Origin of the sequence: Microcoleus sp. w2-18bC1 (assembly GCF_036700365.1) — a bacterium.
Lineage (GTDB): Bacteria > Cyanobacteriota > Cyanobacteriia > Cyanobacteriales > Microcoleaceae > Microcoleus.
Window position 1 is genome coordinate 1 of sequence record NZ_JAUBOS010000058.1, and the last position, 17,164, is coordinate 17,164.

21 protein-coding genes are annotated in these 17,164 nt (G+C 47.4%); 13 read left to right on the forward strand and 8 right to left on the reverse strand.

Annotated elements, in window-relative coordinates; translation table 11 throughout:
* Positions 1-283 precede the first annotated feature (283 nt).
* The 4 genes from QT979_RS22560 (at position 284) to QT979_RS22575 (ending at position 2,191) form a co-directional block, all read left to right on the forward strand.
* Positions 284-865: an RNA polymerase subunit sigma-24 gene (locus QT979_RS22560; RefSeq protein ID WP_333311744.1), complete on the forward strand. Its 582-nt coding sequence runs from the start codon at positions 284-286 to the stop codon at positions 863-865.
* A gap of 67 nt (positions 866-932) precedes the next feature.
* Positions 933-1,277 carry a hypothetical protein gene (locus QT979_RS22565; RefSeq protein WP_333311745.1) on the forward strand — a complete coding sequence of 115 codons (345 nt, stop codon included), beginning with the start codon at positions 933-935 and terminating at the stop codon, positions 1,275-1,277.
* A 310-nt stretch (positions 1,278-1,587) separates the two neighbouring features.
* The gene (locus tag QT979_RS22570) at positions 1,588-1,917 is read left to right on the forward strand and encodes a flavoredoxin (protein WP_333311746.1); all 330 of its coding nucleotides are present in this window, start codon (positions 1,588-1,590) and stop codon (positions 1,915-1,917) included.
* 13 nt (positions 1,918-1,930) lie between these two features.
* On the forward strand, positions 1,931-2,191 hold the full coding sequence (locus QT979_RS22575; RefSeq protein WP_333311747.1) for a hypothetical protein: 261 nt from the start codon (positions 1,931-1,933) through the stop codon (positions 2,189-2,191).
* 38 nt (positions 2,192-2,229) lie between these two features.
* Here QT979_RS22575 and QT979_RS22580 read toward each other — a convergent pair whose 3' ends face one another.
* Entirely contained in the window at positions 2,230-2,475 is a 246-nt protein-coding gene (locus QT979_RS22580; RefSeq protein ID WP_333311748.1) for a type II toxin-antitoxin system Phd/YefM family antitoxin, read from the reverse strand.
* Between the two features lie 241 nt (positions 2,476-2,716).
* Between QT979_RS22580 and QT979_RS22585 the strand changes: the two genes are divergently transcribed.
* Positions 2,717-2,983, forward strand: coding sequence for a hypothetical protein (locus tag QT979_RS22585; protein ID WP_333162363.1), 267 nt, complete (start codon positions 2,717-2,719; stop codon positions 2,981-2,983).
* Positions 2,980-3,300, forward strand: a complete 321-nt coding sequence (locus tag QT979_RS22590; RefSeq protein ID WP_333311749.1) for a type II toxin-antitoxin system RelE/ParE family toxin — start codon at positions 2,980-2,982, stop codon at positions 3,298-3,300. The genes QT979_RS22585 and QT979_RS22590 overlap by 4 nt, the downstream gene beginning before the upstream one ends.
* A 64-nt stretch (positions 3,301-3,364) precedes the next feature.
* Here QT979_RS22590 and QT979_RS22595 read toward each other — a convergent pair whose 3' ends face one another.
* Together QT979_RS22595 and QT979_RS22600 are read right to left on the reverse strand one after the other, a co-directional pair.
* Positions 3,365-3,562: a hypothetical protein gene (locus QT979_RS22595; RefSeq protein ID WP_333311750.1), complete on the reverse strand. Its 198-nt coding sequence runs from the start codon at positions 3,560-3,562 to the stop codon at positions 3,365-3,367.
* Positions 3,563-3,741: 179 nt separating this feature from the next.
* Complete coding sequence (locus QT979_RS22600; RefSeq protein WP_333311751.1) at positions 3,742-4,443, reverse strand: lipase; 702 nt, start codon at positions 4,441-4,443, stop codon at positions 3,742-3,744.
* 152 nt (positions 4,444-4,595) lie between these two features.
* Between QT979_RS22600 and QT979_RS22605 the strand changes: the two genes are divergently transcribed.
* Positions 4,596-5,075 carry an NUDIX domain-containing protein gene (locus QT979_RS22605; RefSeq protein ID WP_006633478.1) on the forward strand — a complete coding sequence of 160 codons (480 nt, stop codon included), beginning with the start codon at positions 4,596-4,598 and terminating at the stop codon, positions 5,073-5,075.
* Between the two features lie 650 nt (positions 5,076-5,725).
* Positions 5,726-7,432: a hypothetical protein gene (locus QT979_RS22610; protein WP_333311752.1), complete on the forward strand. Its 1,707-nt coding sequence runs from the start codon at positions 5,726-5,728 to the stop codon at positions 7,430-7,432.
* A 249-nt stretch (positions 7,433-7,681) separates the two neighbouring features.
* Here QT979_RS22610 and QT979_RS22615 read toward each other — a convergent pair whose 3' ends face one another.
* Together QT979_RS22615 and QT979_RS22620 are read right to left on the reverse strand one after the other, a co-directional pair.
* Complete coding sequence (locus QT979_RS22615) at positions 7,682-8,419, reverse strand: class I SAM-dependent methyltransferase (protein ID WP_333311753.1); 738 nt, start codon at positions 8,417-8,419, stop codon at positions 7,682-7,684.
* 7 nt (positions 8,420-8,426) lie between these two features.
* Positions 8,427-8,624: a hypothetical protein gene (locus tag QT979_RS22620; protein WP_333208830.1), complete on the reverse strand. Its 198-nt coding sequence runs from the start codon at positions 8,622-8,624 to the stop codon at positions 8,427-8,429.
* Positions 8,625-9,194: 570 nt separating this feature from the next.
* Between QT979_RS22620 and QT979_RS22625 the strand changes: the two genes are divergently transcribed.
* Together QT979_RS22625 and QT979_RS22630 are read left to right on the forward strand one after the other, a co-directional pair.
* Positions 9,195-11,738 carry a mannose-1-phosphate guanyltransferase gene (locus tag QT979_RS22625; RefSeq protein WP_333311754.1) on the forward strand — a complete coding sequence of 848 codons (2,544 nt, stop codon included), beginning with the start codon at positions 9,195-9,197 and terminating at the stop codon, positions 11,736-11,738.
* Between the two features lie 189 nt (positions 11,739-11,927).
* Positions 11,928-12,485, forward strand: a complete 558-nt coding sequence (locus tag QT979_RS22630; RefSeq protein WP_333208824.1) for a single-stranded DNA-binding protein — start codon at positions 11,928-11,930, stop codon at positions 12,483-12,485.
* 192 nt (positions 12,486-12,677) lie between these two features.
* Here the strand turns inward: QT979_RS22630 and QT979_RS22635 are convergent, their stop codons facing one another.
* The gene (locus tag QT979_RS22635) at positions 12,678-13,022 is read right to left on the reverse strand and encodes a hypothetical protein (protein WP_333228954.1); all 345 of its coding nucleotides are present in this window, start codon (positions 13,020-13,022) and stop codon (positions 12,678-12,680) included.
* A gap of 739 nt (positions 13,023-13,761) precedes the next feature.
* A complete protein-coding gene (locus QT979_RS22640) occupies positions 13,762-13,995 on the reverse strand; it encodes a hypothetical protein (protein WP_333311755.1) in 234 nt (77 codons plus the stop codon).
* A gap of 220 nt (positions 13,996-14,215) precedes the next feature.
* On the opposite strand from QT979_RS22640, the gene QT979_RS22645 reads away from it, so the two are divergent.
* Entirely contained in the window at positions 14,216-14,440 is a 225-nt protein-coding gene (locus QT979_RS22645) for a helix-turn-helix domain-containing protein (protein ID WP_333107432.1), read from the forward strand.
* Positions 14,441-14,503: 63 nt separating this feature from the next.
* Here QT979_RS22645 and lipB read toward each other — a convergent pair whose 3' ends face one another.
* On the reverse strand, positions 14,504-15,187 hold the full coding sequence (lipB, locus tag QT979_RS22650; protein ID WP_333228959.1) for a lipoyl(octanoyl) transferase LipB: 684 nt from the start codon (positions 15,185-15,187) through the stop codon (positions 14,504-14,506).
* A 151-nt stretch (positions 15,188-15,338) separates the two neighbouring features.
* Here lipB and hpf point away from each other — a divergent pair, with 151 nt between their 5' ends.
* Both hpf and QT979_RS22660 read left to right on the forward strand, forming a co-directional pair.
* Positions 15,339-15,992 (forward strand): ribosome hibernation-promoting factor, HPF/YfiA family, encoded by a 654-nt coding sequence (gene hpf / locus QT979_RS22655; RefSeq protein ID WP_333208818.1) that lies wholly within the window; start codon positions 15,339-15,341, stop codon positions 15,990-15,992.
* Positions 15,993-16,446: 454 nt separating this feature from the next.
* Positions 16,447-16,878 (forward strand): hypothetical protein, encoded by a 432-nt coding sequence (locus QT979_RS22660; protein ID WP_333228961.1) that lies wholly within the window; start codon positions 16,447-16,449, stop codon positions 16,876-16,878.
* Positions 16,879-17,164: the final 286 nt, after the last annotated feature.

Genomic DNA, 17,164 nt, shown 5'->3' on the forward strand with positions numbered 1-17,164 from the left:
GTCTGACCAGTTTTTTTTCAACAATTCTCTAAAAGCCTCTTGACAAAAGACTTACAGTCTTAACTTGTCACCAATGATCTGGCAGGGAGATGCGAGAGTTTTGTGTATTGTAGCTCACAACTGCCCACATTTTCGTACATTTTCGTACATTGTTGTACAAACTTAGATTAAAGTTAAAGTAAAACCGAGGAAGAAGTGGCAGCAAAATAGAACATTTTTGGGCTAGACAAACCTTGAATTTATTAAGGATAATGGATCAAGTATTAAAAGGATAAATTGATTTATGAATTGGGAAGATTTTGCCAGTAAAGCAGGTGAAGAAGTTGTAGAAAATGTTGTAGAAAAAAATATGGGGATTAATGGAAATACAGTCAAAACAGTCAAAGCGGTTGCAGAAACTGGTGCTGCGGTAGGTGCGGCTGCCAGTGCTGCAACAGGGTTGACTGTTGCAGCAACTTCAGGAGCAGGAATTACTTCGGGTTTAGCTGCAGCAGGTGGTGTGGTTGGTGGTGGTATGGCGGCGGCTCCTGCGGTATTAGCAGCAGGCCCAGCTTATCTTGGGGCAAAAATAATGAATGAAACTTTGTTCAAAGAGCAATCGAACTTGTCTGAGGAAGAGAATGAGGCTCGTGCAGTGGCAAGAACAGCTACAAACATTGGGGCTGTTGCTGGTTTAGCTGGTGCTGGTGCTGTAACGGTAGCTGGCGGTGCTTCTGGTGCTGCAATTATGGGCACCCTTGCTGGTATCGGTGGCGTTGTCGGGGGAGGCGCAATTGCTGGTACTGCCATAGTTGCTGCTGCACCTGTTGCTGCGGCGGCTGCTGTTGGATACGGAATATATAAACTGTTTGGAGGTAAAGGGTAAAGATAGTTAGTTCAGTTTGACTTTGAAGGTCTAATTAATCTGAAGTTTAGCGGAGCACTTAATTATTATGGATGAGATAGTCAATAAGTTAGCTGGTCTAGGAGTTGCTGGTTTAGTCTTAGTTGGGCTTGTTGCAACCTCTTCTTATGCAGGAGCCGTAGCAATTACAACTTCGTTAGCTTTTTTAGGTGGTCCTTTTGGCATGATTGGTGGCGCACTTGCTCTCACCTTGATTGCAGGCGTTTCAAGCATGATTGCAAAGGTTGGGGTTGACACTTTAGCAAAGGCTGTAGTTCAGGAGCTTAAGAAGAGTGGCATATCTGAGAGTTCTATCATTCAAGAAATCAATAATTTTCCAATGATTACTCAAGGTCTACGTTCCCAACTACGTGAATATGTCCGCCTAGTATAAAAGGAATAAGTGTGATTGCTGCTCTCCATTAGTGCGATCGCCTTTTTTTGTAGGTTGGGTTGACGTTGGTGTCACCCAACCTCTTTTTTCACTCACAATCTTATCCATTTCCACCATTTCAAAGTGCGCTGATTGCACCGAGAGCGATAGCCTCACCAATCATAAAGAGCGATCGCCCCTCGCACCAAATACCACATACGGCGATGATTGTACAGAGTGCGATGCTTGAGTTAAACAAAAGATCGATCGCCCTATGGACAAAGATTTCTGCTAAAGTATAGCGCGTACTTAAATCAAACAGCCTACACTTGTGGAAAAAATTCCAAACGAGGCTTTAGTAGTTCGTGGCGGTCGCAATCGTCCTGAAGATATTAAACGCAGCACGGCAACTCACCCCAGCGGCATCACGGGAATTTCTGTAGAATGTGCAGTAGGATTATCTGTAGCAGAGTTAGCAGTGACAATCCCTCATGGACAAGTTGGTGTGACGACAGTGGGTGAGGTTCGATCGTCCGATAGAGATGTCATCCGTACTTCTGGCCGAAGTCCAAATCATGCAACATTAACTGGCTTAACACCAGAACAAGCAAGTCTGCTGCTGACACCAACGATTCCTAATCCATCACAACAATCATCCTAAGTAAAGTGAAAATATGAAATTTCCCAGAATCTTTGCAGATTTTCATAATGCGGATGAGCAGGGTCGCCTTCGCCTAAATTGCGTGGGTACGATTGAAGATTTGAGTCACCAAAATATTAAGTTGCAAGATGGTCAATTGCTAGCATTGTATGACGAAGAGTTAGAAGTCGATGGCGTAGTGCAATATTCAGAAGAGGAAAGTCTTTGGGTTGCAGTAATTGATTGGAAGCAAATTAGGCAGGTAGAGGATATGCTTGTTCAAGCAACAGTTTAGTGCGATCGCTAGCTAAATGCGGGTATCGAGTAAAAGTTTCATTCTAAAACTTCCCACTGTTCGGCGACAGGAGCAATTAAATCTCCTAATATTTCACCGCTTCCTTTCATGGCACCAAAGGTGGGGCGTAGATATTGGGTGGTCGCAGGATAAATAACCACTAATGCTTTTCCTTCATGGATGACGGTTAAAGGGGTTTTGGTACGTTCGACCTCTATAAATAGAGTCTGGAGGGTTTGAGGTAATTCAGTTGTGGTAATTTGTGCCATTTGTTGACCGTTCACAATCTTATTCTATTTCTACTATGATAATGCGAGGATTAGACGGAAAGCGATGCTTGAGTGAAAAAAGATCGATCGCCCCTCGCACCAAATACCAAACACTGCGATTATTCTACGGAGTGAGATCGCCACTTTCTTATACTCCGAAGGTTTAGGTTTTGCCGATAGTAAACCGGGTCGAGGTCAATAAGGGGCGATCGACACTCGTTATAATCAAAGTATCAATTCTCTACCAGATGCCGCGATGACCATCAAAGAACTCCTCATCCAAGAAATCGATAGCACCCCTGACGAACTGCTCGCAGATATTCTTAGCTTGGTACGATCGCTAAAATCCACTCCAAACCCCCAACTTAATACCTACGAACAACTGCTAGAGCGCATCGACTACCTCGAAGCCATCATCGGCATCCGCAAAGGACTCGAAAGCTTTGATCGAGGAGAAGGTATTCCAGCCGAGAGAGCCATGACAGCGCTACAGCAGCAGTTCAACATCCCTCCTCGTCTATGAGTTATCAAGTCATAATCCAACCACCCGCCTTTCAAGAAATTGAAAACGCCTACCGTTGGATGTGCGATTATCTGAGTGCTGATGCCGCAAATCAGTGGTACTACGACCTCCAAGATGCGATCGCATCCCTGCAACAGTTTCCTTACCGTTGCTCAGTTGCCCCCGAAGCTGCGATCATTGGTCGGGAAATTCGACAACTTTGGGTTGGTAAAAGAAGAACCTATCGGATTCTGTTTGTGGTGGAGGGCGATACCATTGCGATATTACATATTCGTCACCGCCGTCAAGCCCCTCTCGATAGTGAACCGCCAGAGTAATCGCCTCAAATAGTCAATAAAGGGCGATCGCCCCTCGCACCAAATACCAAACACTGCGATGATTCTACGCATACTGATCGCACATAATCATCATCCCTAATTGGCTATCGACCTCCCGCATCAATTCTCCACAAACCATCCGGCTGAGGTTCCTTATCTGCATCCAAGCACACAGTAGCATTGTCGCCCAATTCCACCCCAGCCAACCTCTAATTTGATTGTGTTGTTCGCCGTGACTTCTGAATCTTACCGATAATGCCACATAAAATATTTTTTCAATCTATTCTATTCAGTTAGCGATAAAAATTTAAGTAAACATCGCATCGCAAGGGCGAGTTCCCTAGGAGTTTACTCCATTCCGATCTAGATTTAAAAAAAAGCCGCTCCTTGTATTTTCTTCTCCTTCTTCCTTCGCGTCCTTCGCGTCTTCGCGGTTCGTTTCTAACACAAATACCCAATCCAAGTTGGCAAAACCTCCGGCGAACCGTACCAATTCCCCGGAGAACGAGGCGAATGCCAAACCCCCTCCAACACCAGATTTTCGGCTCCATCCAAAACAGCAGCTTCCACCGGCGTAATTCCATCTCCCCAAGTTTCGCCCTTCCCCACAGTCAACTCGTAACTTTTATAAGCCAGCCAAGTCCCTAAACCACGCTTGCCAAAAACAGCCTTCCCAGCAGCGCACACGTAGCGCACCTGCGGGTGAAAAGCCCCCGGATAGTGAATTTTGACAAAATCTAGATTTTTGCGCGTCCAGCGCTCTTGAGAGACGTGCGGCGTGCCTAAAGTGATTAAAGTATTTACATAAGGGTGAGCTTCCCACAAACCCGCGTCCTCAAGCACGTCGCCGTGAATCGTGTAAGGCTTTTCGCCCAAATAGATGCGAGAAATCCAGCCGCCGGCGGAATGAGCGACGAGATTGATCTGGGGAACGCCGTATTGCTGTAACATTTGTTTGACAGTGCGATCGAGCTGTCGCAAAATAGGCACCATCGACCGCCCGCCAAAAGTCGGCAACCAATCTCCCTTGCCCAGAGGCACTGTTACTGTTGGGAAACCTCGATCGACCAGAGACTTTTCTAATTCGCGATAGTCGGAAGCAGCAGCAAAATATCCTGGTAAAATCACGGTTGGTAATGGCATTGTCAATTTTAGATTTTAGATTTTAAATTTTAGATTTTGCGGCCGGAGTGCTACGATCTGTTTTTCAAGTTCAAAGACACTTGCCGAAGCATCCTTTGGATTGCTAACATCTGCCGCTCGTTAAACCTTTTGCTTAGGGAATATCTACTTCTATGGCTCGCGAGCCGATTCAAACATGGTATTTTACCCTAGTTGTCGTTCACTTAGAAGACCGTTTTCTACTGGTACAAGAGCGCAAGTACGAGCAGCAGTGGTATCTCCCAGCAGGGCGAGTGGAAAAAGGGGAAACTTTGCTCGAAGCTGCTATGCGTAATACCCTCGAAGAAGCGGGCATTTCCATCATCGTTGAGGGAATTCTCCGGGTAGAGCACACAGTGATGCCTAGGGGCAATGTGCGCCTCCGAGTCATTTTTGTGGCTCGTCCACAAGATAAGACGCCACCCAAGAGTAAGCCGGATGAGCATACTTTGTGCGCGGGCTGGTATTCTCTCAAGGAATTAGACCAGTTGTCGTTGCGGGGAGAGGAAGTTCGGGAAATGTTTCAATACATGGCAAGCGGCGCTCCAATTTATCCCATCGACTTGCTCACCATTGAGGGAGCTCCTTTTAAAAATTACCGCTATCGCTGGTGAATCCATCGATTTTGGATTTTGGATTTTGGATTTTGGATTGAGTCATTACTGCCACGGATGAATCCGGTTGTGTAACCGAATTGGAAACAGGGGTCCATCCGTTTGCTCGATCGTGTTTAATAAATTAGGGGCGATCCAGATCCCGGAAAAAGACGGTATAGCAGCGGCGCAGTCTGTTTTTTGCTCGCCTCAGTCCGGCCCGCCTGACGCCCCGCTCACCATTCTCAACAATATCTGAGAAACCGCGTATAGGATTCGGCCAAAGGCAGTAGGCAAGAAAAACAATGGTTTCAGCAATTAACAACGTCCTCACCCTATTAGCGGCTGCTATACAAGCGTTGAACCAGCACTCAACCCGGTTTCTCGGCTTGAGTGCTGGATGTGAGGGTCGCGAAATCTCAATAAAAGTCGATCACGCAATTTCGATACCGACCGTGCTACAATTATACCTTTGAATTCCCCAACCTCTCCTCATTAAAACGAATTCACACTCAATCACAACCACAACAATATAAATTACCAATCCCCCAATCACTCAATCCCCCAATCCCCCAATCTAAAATCTAAAATCTAACCATATCCCAATCCCCCAATCTAAAATCTAACCATATCCCAATCCCCCAATCTAAAATCTAAAATCTAAAATTTAAATGACTGACTCTTCCTCCCTAGCAAACACCCTTTCCGAACCGCTGCGCCAGCCTTTTTGGTGGGCAGCCCTAGCTTCTGTGGGCCTGCACGGAGTCCTCGGAGCAACCGCCCCGACGCTCTCAAACATACTTTATGGTGGAAATTCCTCAAAAAATATCCCCGGTTCTGTCGGCTTAGTAGAACTAACTCCCGCAGAAGCCGGCCGCCTGCCACAAACCATACCACCGAAACCGTCTAATACGCGATTTACGCCATTTTCGATCGCACCAGTTCCTCTTCGACCAGGGCCAAAGTTAGCTCCGCCCTTGCCCCCCCCACCTGATACCATCAACTTGCCCGCCATGCCGCCGGGAATGCCACCTCCTGGATTCTTTTCCCCTCTGCCTCCTTCCCCTCTCCCGCCCTTCACGGCCCCAACAGCCCCGCCACCTCCCAAGACTCCATCCCCAACAGTCAGAGCCCCCTCCCAGCCAATACCCACTTTCGTCCCACCCGTACCTCCCAGCGGTTTCCTTTTCCCTCCCTTACCAGGTAATTTTGATCGCAATATCCCGCCACCACCATCGCTGCCAGAAGCGCCGCAGTTTCCCGGCGGCGGCTCGGAAGATGAAGCAGAGGCGCTCAAAAAGATCATAGCCAGTAGAGGCGGACTTCCACTATTTCCAGACGGAGCTCCAGTCTTTACCCCAGAATTCCCAATTGCCGGCAGGAATGTGGGGCCCGATGGAGTACCAAAATTGACTCAAAAAGATCCCAATAAAAGGAATCTCATCGCAGAAACTCCCGAAGAAAGAATCAGGAGGCAACAATTTGAAGAAGGACAGCGACAGCTAGGACAGCTCGGACAACCCGGTTCAAACTCATCCACCGACACAGGGGCACAGCAAACTGCGTTTGTAACTAACTATCGTGCTTTGTTTGACAGATTCCAAAAGGCTTATCCTGACTTGCAAATGACGGGATCGACTCCTGTGAATGTCCCTTATCCCGTAACAGCTTGCTCGCAAAAACTCCAAGGAACTGCAGTTTTTGGAGCAGTTGTCAGCCCTCAAGGCTTGCTCAAGGCAGAGCCTCAGCCGATCGTCCCCACGGGTTACGGTATTCTCGATAATGCGGCTAAAATTGCGATTATTAGCCCTTCTCTAACATTTGAAGCAGCCAGCACGCACAAGCTTTACCAACTGGCTGTCGAGTTTAAGTACGACGAAAAAGTTTGCAGTGGCATTCCTGTCACCCCAACCAGGCCCAACCCACCAGGCCAGCAGCAGCCAGCGCCCGCCCCCACAGCGCCCAGCAGACCAACAGGCCAGCCGCCCTCCCCAGCGCCTACAGAAGTGAAACCGCAGTTTGAGAAGCCGCCGGCCCCCTCAAACAAACCGCAGCCAGGGGCCCAACCGTCGTCGCCCGCACCCAAGCCCACAGCTCAACCGTCGCCCTCGCCTGAACCGAAACCAGCCGCGGAACAGTCGCCTTCTCCTCAACCGCAACCGGCCGAAGAGTCTCCGCAGCCCGCCGAAGCAGCGCCATCTCCTGCCGCCGAAGAGTCTCCGCAGCCCGAAGCTGCACCATCTCCTGCTGCCGAAGAGTCCCCGCAGCCCGAAGTGTCGCCATCTCCTGCCCCGGAAGCAGCGCCATCTCCTGCTGCCGAAGTGTCGCCGTCACCATCGCCGGAAGCAACGCCATCTCCTGCGGCTACCGAAAATTAATTGGGCGTCGGTAATTGGCAATCCGCTATGGGAATAGGTAATATCCAATCTGCTTGCTTCACTATTGTGAGTTAGTAGTTAGTAGGGTGCGTCAGCTTGAATATTTGTTGCTTTTCAAACTAATTTGTACTTGCTGACTTACCCTACTTTATCAACTTCTAAGAATGAAGTTGTTTGTCGTCGGTCAGGCCAGGGTTTGGATGATTGAATTTTTGAGTAAAAAGCTAATTACCTATTCCCCTTAACCTCTCAATTGTATTGAACTTTATACATTTGAAATAAGTCGCCACTTTGCTTTTTTACTACCTTAGCGCCCGCAGCTTTAATCATTTTCTCCCAATCTTCTATTGTCTCTAAAAATACTTCCCCGGCTCGATAAGTTTCCAAAATTGCCCAATCTTCTGCTAAAGGAGCATTGGGGTTGAGGACATCAAAAACAAAATGACCACCCGGTTTTAATACCCGCTTTACTTCTCCCATGACAATACTCCAATAGTCTATAGGATAGTAACAGCTAAAGCCTGTAGCGAGGCATAAATCGAACTGAGCCTCCTCGTAATTTAACAGGTGAGCGGGAGCCCATTCTACACCTTTGAACAGCTTAGAATTGAGCTGAGGGCCGCGAGCGTTTAAGGCGTCTCGCGCTGCGCTGCTGATTTCTTGACCGTAAAAATATGCCTCCCAATCCCGCCAAGGGTAGATGAGAAAGCTGACTCCGCAGCCAATGTCTAAACAGCGCTGATTTTTTTGAGGTTTGGCAATTTTCCAAAAGGGAGAAACTGTTTTTGCTTGGAGAGTTCCTGCAACAGATTCTAGGAAAATCGGCATTGCTTCGACTTCTTCGGGTAAAGCGAAAGCTTCTCCCCGGTATTCGCGATCAAATCGAGAAGCGACTTGCGACAGTAAAACTTGCCAGCTATCTGATTTTCCTTTAGCAAACCAAGTCTGCTCCTGACCCGCTACTGGGCGATCGGACTTTTTAGACATTCTTGAATTACCTTTTAGAAGCTTTGAGAGCTTTTGTAAAGTTTTGGCGGTAAGGCTTATTAAAAATTAACGCCGGCCAGAGCAGCGCGAGCTTCAGGCGATTTGTAAAACTTCTGTCGAAGTTAGTGCGATCGAAACCATTCCAAAATTTCCAAATACCGCCACCGTAGGCGATCAGCAATGCCAAGCTAATTAACGTACTCATTTAAAAAACCCCTAAGCAATGGATAGGATTTTGGGTCAGCTAGTCAAAGCGCTACCCTTAATCTATCATTTATCAGACGCCAAGGCGCACCGATAGCTGTAGTAATTCCACCTTCAGAAAGAGACTGCAAAATGCCCGCTGGCGACAAACTTAAAAATAACACCCCCGAAATAGCTTTCACCGAGCAAGCAAGAAGGGACTTCTGCCAAAAGTCGATGGTTCTGAGGACTTATAAGATTGAATAAGTGAAGAATTCAAGAATTGGGAATGGCTGATGATATAAGGGTTTGGAGCACGGGCCTACAGTTGCATTCTTTTTTTTAACTGGTATTATCCAACATCCCCTACCAATCCGAGCTCGACCGGGGGATAGGTGCAATGTCGCAAGTTCTAATTCGGTTGAAATCGGTTGCTGTTGGGGGACGGCCAGGCCGAACGGGATTTCCCAGACGTGTCACTACTCGAAGATATTTAAGTAAGAACTGATTGCTGGTGGCCCACGAATTACAGCAGGCAAACTTTTTCTAGCGGACAATGACGGTAGAGAGCTTTCTAAGCAAGGAGGATTTTATGCGTGCAGTGCTAATGGCTGGGGGGTCGGGAACGAGGCTCAGACCCTTGACCTGCGATTTGCCCAAACCGATGGTGCCGATTCTCAATCGCCCGATCGCAGAACACATTATTAATTTGCTAAAAAGGCATCAGATTACGGAAATTATTGCGACGCTGCACTACCTTCCCGATGTCATGCGCGAATATTTTACTGACGGGACAGAGTTTGGCGTTCAAATGACTTACGCTGTGGAGGAAGACCAACCGCTGGGTACGGCTGGTTGCGTCAAAAATATTGCTGAATTGCTCGATCGCACTTTTCTGGTCATCAGCGGCGACAGCATCACAGACTTCGACTTGACGGCAGCGATCAAATTTCACCGTAGCCAGCAATCCAAAGCCACGTTAATTTTAACTCGCGTTCCCAACCCGATGGAATTCGGGGTCGTGATTACTGAGGAAAATTACCGCATCAGTCGCTTTCTGGAAAAGCCTTCTAGCAGCGAAATTTTCTCCGATACTATCAATACCGGCATTTATATTTTAGAACCCGAAGTCTTGGATTACCTGCCGGTAAATCAGGAGTGCGACTTCTCGAAAGACTTGTTTCCCCTGCTACTGGAAAAAAACGAGCCGATGTACGGCTACATCGCCGAGGGTTACTGGTGCGATGTCGGCCAGCTAGATGTTTACCGGGAATCTCAGTACGACGCGCTGCGGGGAAAGGTCAAACTGGATTTGAGCTACTACAACGAAGTTCGATCGGGACTTTGGGTAGGTCAGAATACTTTTATTGACGATAGCGCGATCGTCGAAGTACCGACGATGATCGGCAGCAATTGTCGGATTGGAGCCCGAGTTAAAATCGATGCCGGTACAGTGATCGGAGATAACGTGACTGTCGGGGCGGACGCAAACCTCAAACGTCCCATCGTCTGGAACGGAGCAATTGTCGGCGAAGACGCTCATCTTAGGGCGTGCGTGATTTGCCGGAGCACGCGCGTAGACAGGCGCGCTCACGTCCTCGAAGGTGCTGTCGTCGGTTCAATGTCCATCGTGGGAGAAGAAGCACAAGTGGGGCCAAGCGTGCGCGTCTGGCCGAGCAAAAATATTGAATCCGGCGCTCTGTTAAATCAAAATTTAATTTGGGGAGAACAAGCTAAGCGGAATTTGTTCGGTCAGCGTGGCGTTCAAGGACTGGCAAATGTGGATGTTACCCCGGAATTTGCAGTGAAATTGGGCGCGGCTTATGGCTCGACTTTGAAACCTGGGACTTCGGTATCGGTTTCTCGTGACCAGCGGAGCATTTCGCGGATGGTTTCGAGGTCTTTGATTGCGGGTTTGATGTCGGTGGGAATTAATGTGATCAATTTGGAATCGACGGCAATTCCGATCGCGCGCACGGTTTCGTCTACGCTGTCGATTGCTGGCGGCATTCACGTTCGCATTTCGCCCGATCGCTCCGACCACATTTTAATTGAATTCTTCGATATCAAAGGCATCAATATTACTAAAGGAGCTGAGAAAAAAATCGAGGGGGCTTATTTTAAGGAAGATTTGCGGCGAGCTCTAATTCCCGAAATTGGAGAGATGACGTACTTTAACCAAGCTCTCGATGTTTACAACCGCATTTTTGAGCGGCAGATGAATGTTGAGGCAATACGCTACAGCAATTCTAAGGTGGTAATCGATTACGTTTACGCGGTTTCTGGAGCAATTCTGCCCCAAATGCTTGCCAAGTTCGGCTGCGATGCGGTGGTTCTCAATGCCAGTCTCAAACAGACTTCTCTAAGCAACGGGGAACGGGAATATTTGCTCGACCAACTCGGCCGGGTGGTGAAAGCACTCAGCGCTAATTTTGGAGTGCAGGTATCGGCTAACGGCGAACAGCTCATTTTGGTAGATGAGTCTGGGATAGCGATTCGTGGGGAAATGCTGACGGCGTTGATGGTAAATTTGATGCTAACTTCTCATCCCAAAGGTACAGTAGTAGTGCCGGTTCATGCGTCTTCTGCGGTGGAGGCGATCGCCCGACGCTATCAAAGCAAGGTAATCCGCACGAAGGCGAACCCAACTGCTTTGATGGAAGCCGCTAACAGGAACCCGAATGTGGTTTTGGGCGGCAGCGGCCTTATGGGTTTTATTTTCCCGCAGTTGCATCCCGGATTTGACGGAATGTTCTGCATTGCTAAAGTGATAGAAATGATGACGATTCAGGAGCGATCGCTCGGACAGATCAAGGCGGAGCTTCCCCGCATCACCCACCGCAGTTACAGCGTCCGCTGTCCTTGGACTATCAAGGGTTCGCTGATGCGACATTTAGTAGAAACTCATTCGCCCGATCGTTTAGAATTATTAGATGGAGTGAAGATTTTTAACTACAGCGACGACAATTGGGTATTAGTTTTACCCGATGCTAGTGAACCGACGGTTCATATCTTCGCCAACAGTGAGGATCGAGATTGGGTATCTGAAACGTTGAAGGAGTACCGCGCCCTCGTTCACGATTTTGTCAGTCAAGCCGAGGCGGCGGTTCTCCAAGATAAATTTGGTAATGTGTAATCCGTAATCGGTGACAACTAATAGCGAATAGCGCCTAAAAATCAGTAATCACCAATTACCAATTTGCAGGCAATTCCCAAAAGCAAGACGCACAAGTCATCGGTACACGGATAGCTATTTTTTCCTTCTTCCTTCTTCTTTCTTCCTTCTTTCTTCAACATCCAATTCCCAATTACGCACAGATAACAGATGAATAGCTGCATTTTGATGGCGGAAATAATTCAACAACCGCAACTACGTTATACTCCTGACAATCAACTTCAAATCGCTGAGATGTTGGTGCAGTTTCCCGGCCCAAAACCCGAAGATCCACCCGAACATTTGAAAGTGATAGGATGGGGAAATTTTGCTCAAGAAATTCACGAGAAATATCACGAGGGCGATCGCGTGATTATTGAAGGACGGCTGAGCATGAATACGATCGAAAGAGATGGTATTAAAGAAAAGCGCGCTGAACTGACAGCTCAAAGGATTTACAGTGTCGGCGCCGATGCCATGAGTTCGGCTCCCGCAGGTAGAACCGCCCCCGAACCTGCTCAAATTCGCGACAGCGCCCCGGCTAATGTGCCTAGCAATGTAGTACCTTTAGGCTCGCGGAACCGCAGTTCTAACAGCGCTCCAAGCGGCCCTAACCGCACGTCTAGTTCGGATTGGAACTCGCATCAGTCTTCAAGTTCTGAGTCCGATCGCCCGTCGGGTTCGTCTAACGAACCGGAAAATCCCGATTACGATCCGATTCCATTTTAAAAATTAGGGTGCATCACTTTACGAGCGATCGCAAAACTGCGCCGTTCGATCAAAAGTGACGCACCTTCATTTAAGAGCGATTCCCTACGGGATAACTTCGCACGCGCGTACTTCATTCAGGAAAAAAAGGGCGATCCTCTTCGAGGGCTGCGCTAACGAATTTGGCCCAACTACGAGCTCTCATTGCAAATTTTACAGCTTGATCGTCACAACTTTTTTCTTGCTTTTTTCGTCGCGCAGCACGACGGTATTGTAGGGTGATGTATCCGTCCCCAGCGGAATTGGCAGCTTAAAGCTGCTGCTTTTATGCTTAACTTCGCCTAAATCAATGCTTTTCGTTATATTGCCATCTGTTGCCAGATAAGCGGTAAGTTCGCCTTTATAATCTTCAATCAAAAAGTCTCTGAAGAAAACGACTTCCCCAGCCTCGGCATCGATAGCAAGGATGACCGTACCGCTAAACGTTGCGCCTTTTTCTTCTTCATCAACCGTCGCCATTTTAATTTCCGAGGGGTCTTGACCGGACATATCTGGCATAAATTTTTTCTCCTGAGCAAAGCGCAATAATTACAGCGGATTCCAGGTTTATGAAGTACACCCCAGAAACCCGGTTTCTTCTGGATTTCTCGCCAGAAATCGGTTTTATTCAAGAAACCTGGTTTCTCTGTACTTCACTTACCTGGAAAGTGCTGTAACAAGAAGCTTACCTCACGCTAGGGGCGATCGCAAAACTCTTAGGACGTATTTGTGCATCGGTCTTGCTTCTCTCTAAGGTTAGAGAAGCCCGCGATCGCGCATTAAGCTGTGGAGCATTTAAACCAGTAACGAGGCTAGTAGGGTGCGTCAGCTAGAACCCTTACGCTGAAACGGAAAACCTTAGATGCTGACGCACCTTACGCAAGTCCTTTAAATGCCGAACAGCTTATACCACCAATTATCTCAATTCTTGAATCAGTAAGGAATGAGAATTAAATAACTTCCACTCTTGAAAGTGGGATGGGCCTAAGATCCCGTCCAAAAAGGACGGGATCTTAGGCCCATCCCACAATAACAATTAAAATTGTAAGTTATTTAATTCGCGCTTCTAAGTACAGACTGTTAAAATTATCTCTAGAATACCCCCAAGTCTCGCAGACACCGCCGCGTTAATTCGATTCGATATTTAGCATCCTTACGGTTGAGTTTTTAAGTGATTGGGTGGAGAATTAAGCCTGATGTTTTTGAGAATTTAAGAGCGATCGCACTTTGCTCAATAAAGGGCGATCGCCCTAAAAAATTATTCTTTCCAGTAACGGGTTAAAATCCGCATTACTTCACCTGCTAGAGGGGACGGTAAAGGCGGGCTCCATTCACCAACTTCTGCAAAACCCAAAACGTGCAGCAGATTGATGATGCTTTCTACTCCTTTGGGAATCCCGCAAATCAACAATCGGATCGGTTGCTTTCCGATGGGTGCGTCGGGAATGTCTTCGCGAAGGATTTCGGGAACTGACTTTGGCTGTGATATCATGAGTTTTAACTACAAAATAGTCGGATAGCGATCGCCCTTGAGTTTTCGAGGCAAAGGGGCGATCGCTTTTCCGTTTGTACATCCTCAGCATAGTTCATTTTCTGAATTAGTCAACTGCCAAGCTCAAATAATTTACCGTAGCGGTTAATTAAAGGATAGTGAAGGTTGCGGGATGGTAACATCAGCTTGCAAAGTCCAGGCTATTAATTGAGCATCAACAGTGGTCATCCGTTGGAAATTGGCAGTTGTAATGGCCGAGCGAAATATCAGCAACAAAGAGTTGGCTGCTTTGGTGGGGATGCACCCAACTTCGTTTTCGAGACTCAAAACCCGCCGTCGCCTCACGAGAATTGACGAATCCACTCTCAATGCTCTGTGCAAAGCGCTAAACTGCCAACCGGGCGATTTAATGGTGTATGAGGAAGACGAGCCCGATCGCACTTAAAAAACCGACTGCGATAGTTAGTAGTGTTGACAGCGACGCACCCTACAGATTCGTGAAGCGAAGCTATCCCGTAGGGAATCGCACAATTTCCACTGCAAAAACGCGAGCAAACTCAGCGACAAGGATCGATCGCACTCGATCGACCTCAATTCCGGGAATAAACTGCTCTAAACTGCCAACAGGTCGATCGGGAATCCCGCAAGGTACAATTTGGCCAAAACCGGCAAGATCCGGACAAACATTTAAGGCAAAACCGTGCATCGTAATCCAGCGGCTGACTTTAATGCCGATCGCACCTAGCTTGCACCCATCCACCCAAACCCCAGTCATACCGGGAACCCGCGAACCCTTCAACCCCAAAACTTCCAGCACCCCCAGCAGCACTTCCTCCAACTGCCGCAAATACCAGTGCAAATCTTGTTGGTGACGGCGCAAATTTAAAATCGGATAGCCAACCAATTGACCCGGACAGTGGTAAGTCACCTCGCCGCCCCGCTCAACTCGGTGCAGTTCCGGCTGAGTTTGGCTTGGGTCAAATTTCAGAAATTCCAGCTTTGATCCCAGTCCCAAAGTGTAAACCGGCGGATGTTCCAGCAAAATCAGGACATCTGGCAAATCTGGCCTGTCGCGCCGTTCTTGCACGAGTTTTTGCTGGATTTCCCAAGCTTGGGAGTAGGGAACTTGTCCCCAATCGAGGAGCAAGCAGGGTTGTGCATTTAGTGGTTGATGGATTAGAGGAGAAACCATGCAAAAAATCAATAGTATTTTTACGGAATATTGGCCCAGCTTAAATCAAGAATTGTCAACATATAATAAAAGATTTGGAAGATAAGTGTTTTCGAGAATACATAGTGCTACTGTATAAAATATACCGAAGTTACAGAAGGGAGGGAGCTCTATGAAGCTTGTTATCCAGGGTAAAAATATAGAAATCACCGATGCGATTCGCGAGTACGTCAATCAAAAGGTGGAAAAGGCAGTTAGCCATTTTCAAACTTTGACGACTGAAGTGGACATACATCTATCGGTGGCTCGTAACCCCAGGATCAATCCTAAGCAGACTGCTGAGGTGACAATTTATGCTAACGGCAGCGTGATTCGGGCTGAGGAAAGCACGGAAAGCCTATATGCAAGCATAGATTTGGTTGCCGACAAGATAGCTCGTCAACTGCGGAAATTTAAGGAAAAACGTCACGACAACAAAATCCAGAGTAGTGCCAAAACGGTTACGGTAGTTGATGAACATCCTGTAGTAGCGGATCTGATTGGCGATCGAACTCCCGAACTTCCTGCTGAGGTTGTACGGACTAAGTATTTTGCTATGCCTCCAATGACTGTGCAACAAGCTTTGGAACAATTGCAGATTATCGATCACGATTTCTATATGTTCCGTAATGCGGAAACAGACGAAATTAACGTACTCTACGAACGCAAGACTCACGGTGGCTATGGAGTTATCCAACCCCGCCACAGCAACGGTAACGGTAATAGCAAAAATGGCAAAACTGCCGAAAGCGCTACATCTGAAAAATCGAGTGTTGCAAAAAGCTAGATAATTGCTGAGTGCTAATTGTTAATGGCTGCAAGTCGTTAGCAAAAAAGGACTAAAGTCCTTACTACGAACCACGAGTTTTTAGTAAGGACTTTAGTCCTTTCTTGGTTTTTTAGAGAATCAGGACTGAGGTGTTCACTACCAACAACTGGTAAAATCTGTCTTTACCAGCTAGCTGTATCTCGCGACTAAATCTTTCGCTGCTTGTCGGTGTTTTTCTACCAAACTCGGCGGGGAAAGCACTTGGGGGCTATCCATATATCTTTGCACCCACACACTGAATTCGTTCAGGGAGGGATGGGGCAAATTTATCTAATAATTAACATACAGCAGCTTGCCAAAACTGTCCCTCGGCCCTTCCTTAATTTTTTGTCGCGGGTGTCGCCGATCTCCCTCTAGACTCCTTGCGCTGTCTGGGGTGTAGAATGGAGGTGAAACTAATTGAATGGAATGTATGCGGAAGTTAGTTTTCTCAGATACAGAAATGTTTTATCGTGAGCTAAAGACAGCCTTGGAGCAAAGTGAGCAAGTTGAAGTTATTACAGACTACGAGCGATATTCAGACCTTCCAGAGAAGTTAAAAACCATTTTTGAGTTACACAAGAACAAATCGGGAGAGTGGGTAAATATAGCTACAGGTGCATTCATCCCTTCTTCTGCTGGGGTTACTACAATTAACTACTCTGCCCTCTATATTTTTGCTGGTGCAGGTGCAGGTGCTATTCTTGGATTTATAGTTGGTGGCCCTGTTGGAGCAGCAGTTGGCGGTGGTATCGGAGCCATAGTTGGAACTCTTGCTGTTGTGACATCAAGCGGAAGGCATCATGTAGATATAGAAATTGATGCGAAGGGTAAACTCCGGCTTAAGATTAGCCCAATCCATTGAACAACGCGACACTCCCCACTGGCTGGGGAAACTAATTGAATGGGAAGTTTGTTAACTCTGGGGTCAAGTTTGATAATCTGTGTTGGTGCTCCCCACTGGCTGGGGAAACTAATTGAATGGAAACTGACCTGCATCGGCGCAAGGGTCGCACCAAATTTGTTGGCCCAACTCCCCACTCGCTGGCGAAACTAATTGAATGGAAACGCGCGGCCTGCACTGCGATTTTCGCGCCAATATCGCAGAAACCGGGTTTTTTAGCTAATCTGCTAGATAGCAAATCATTTTC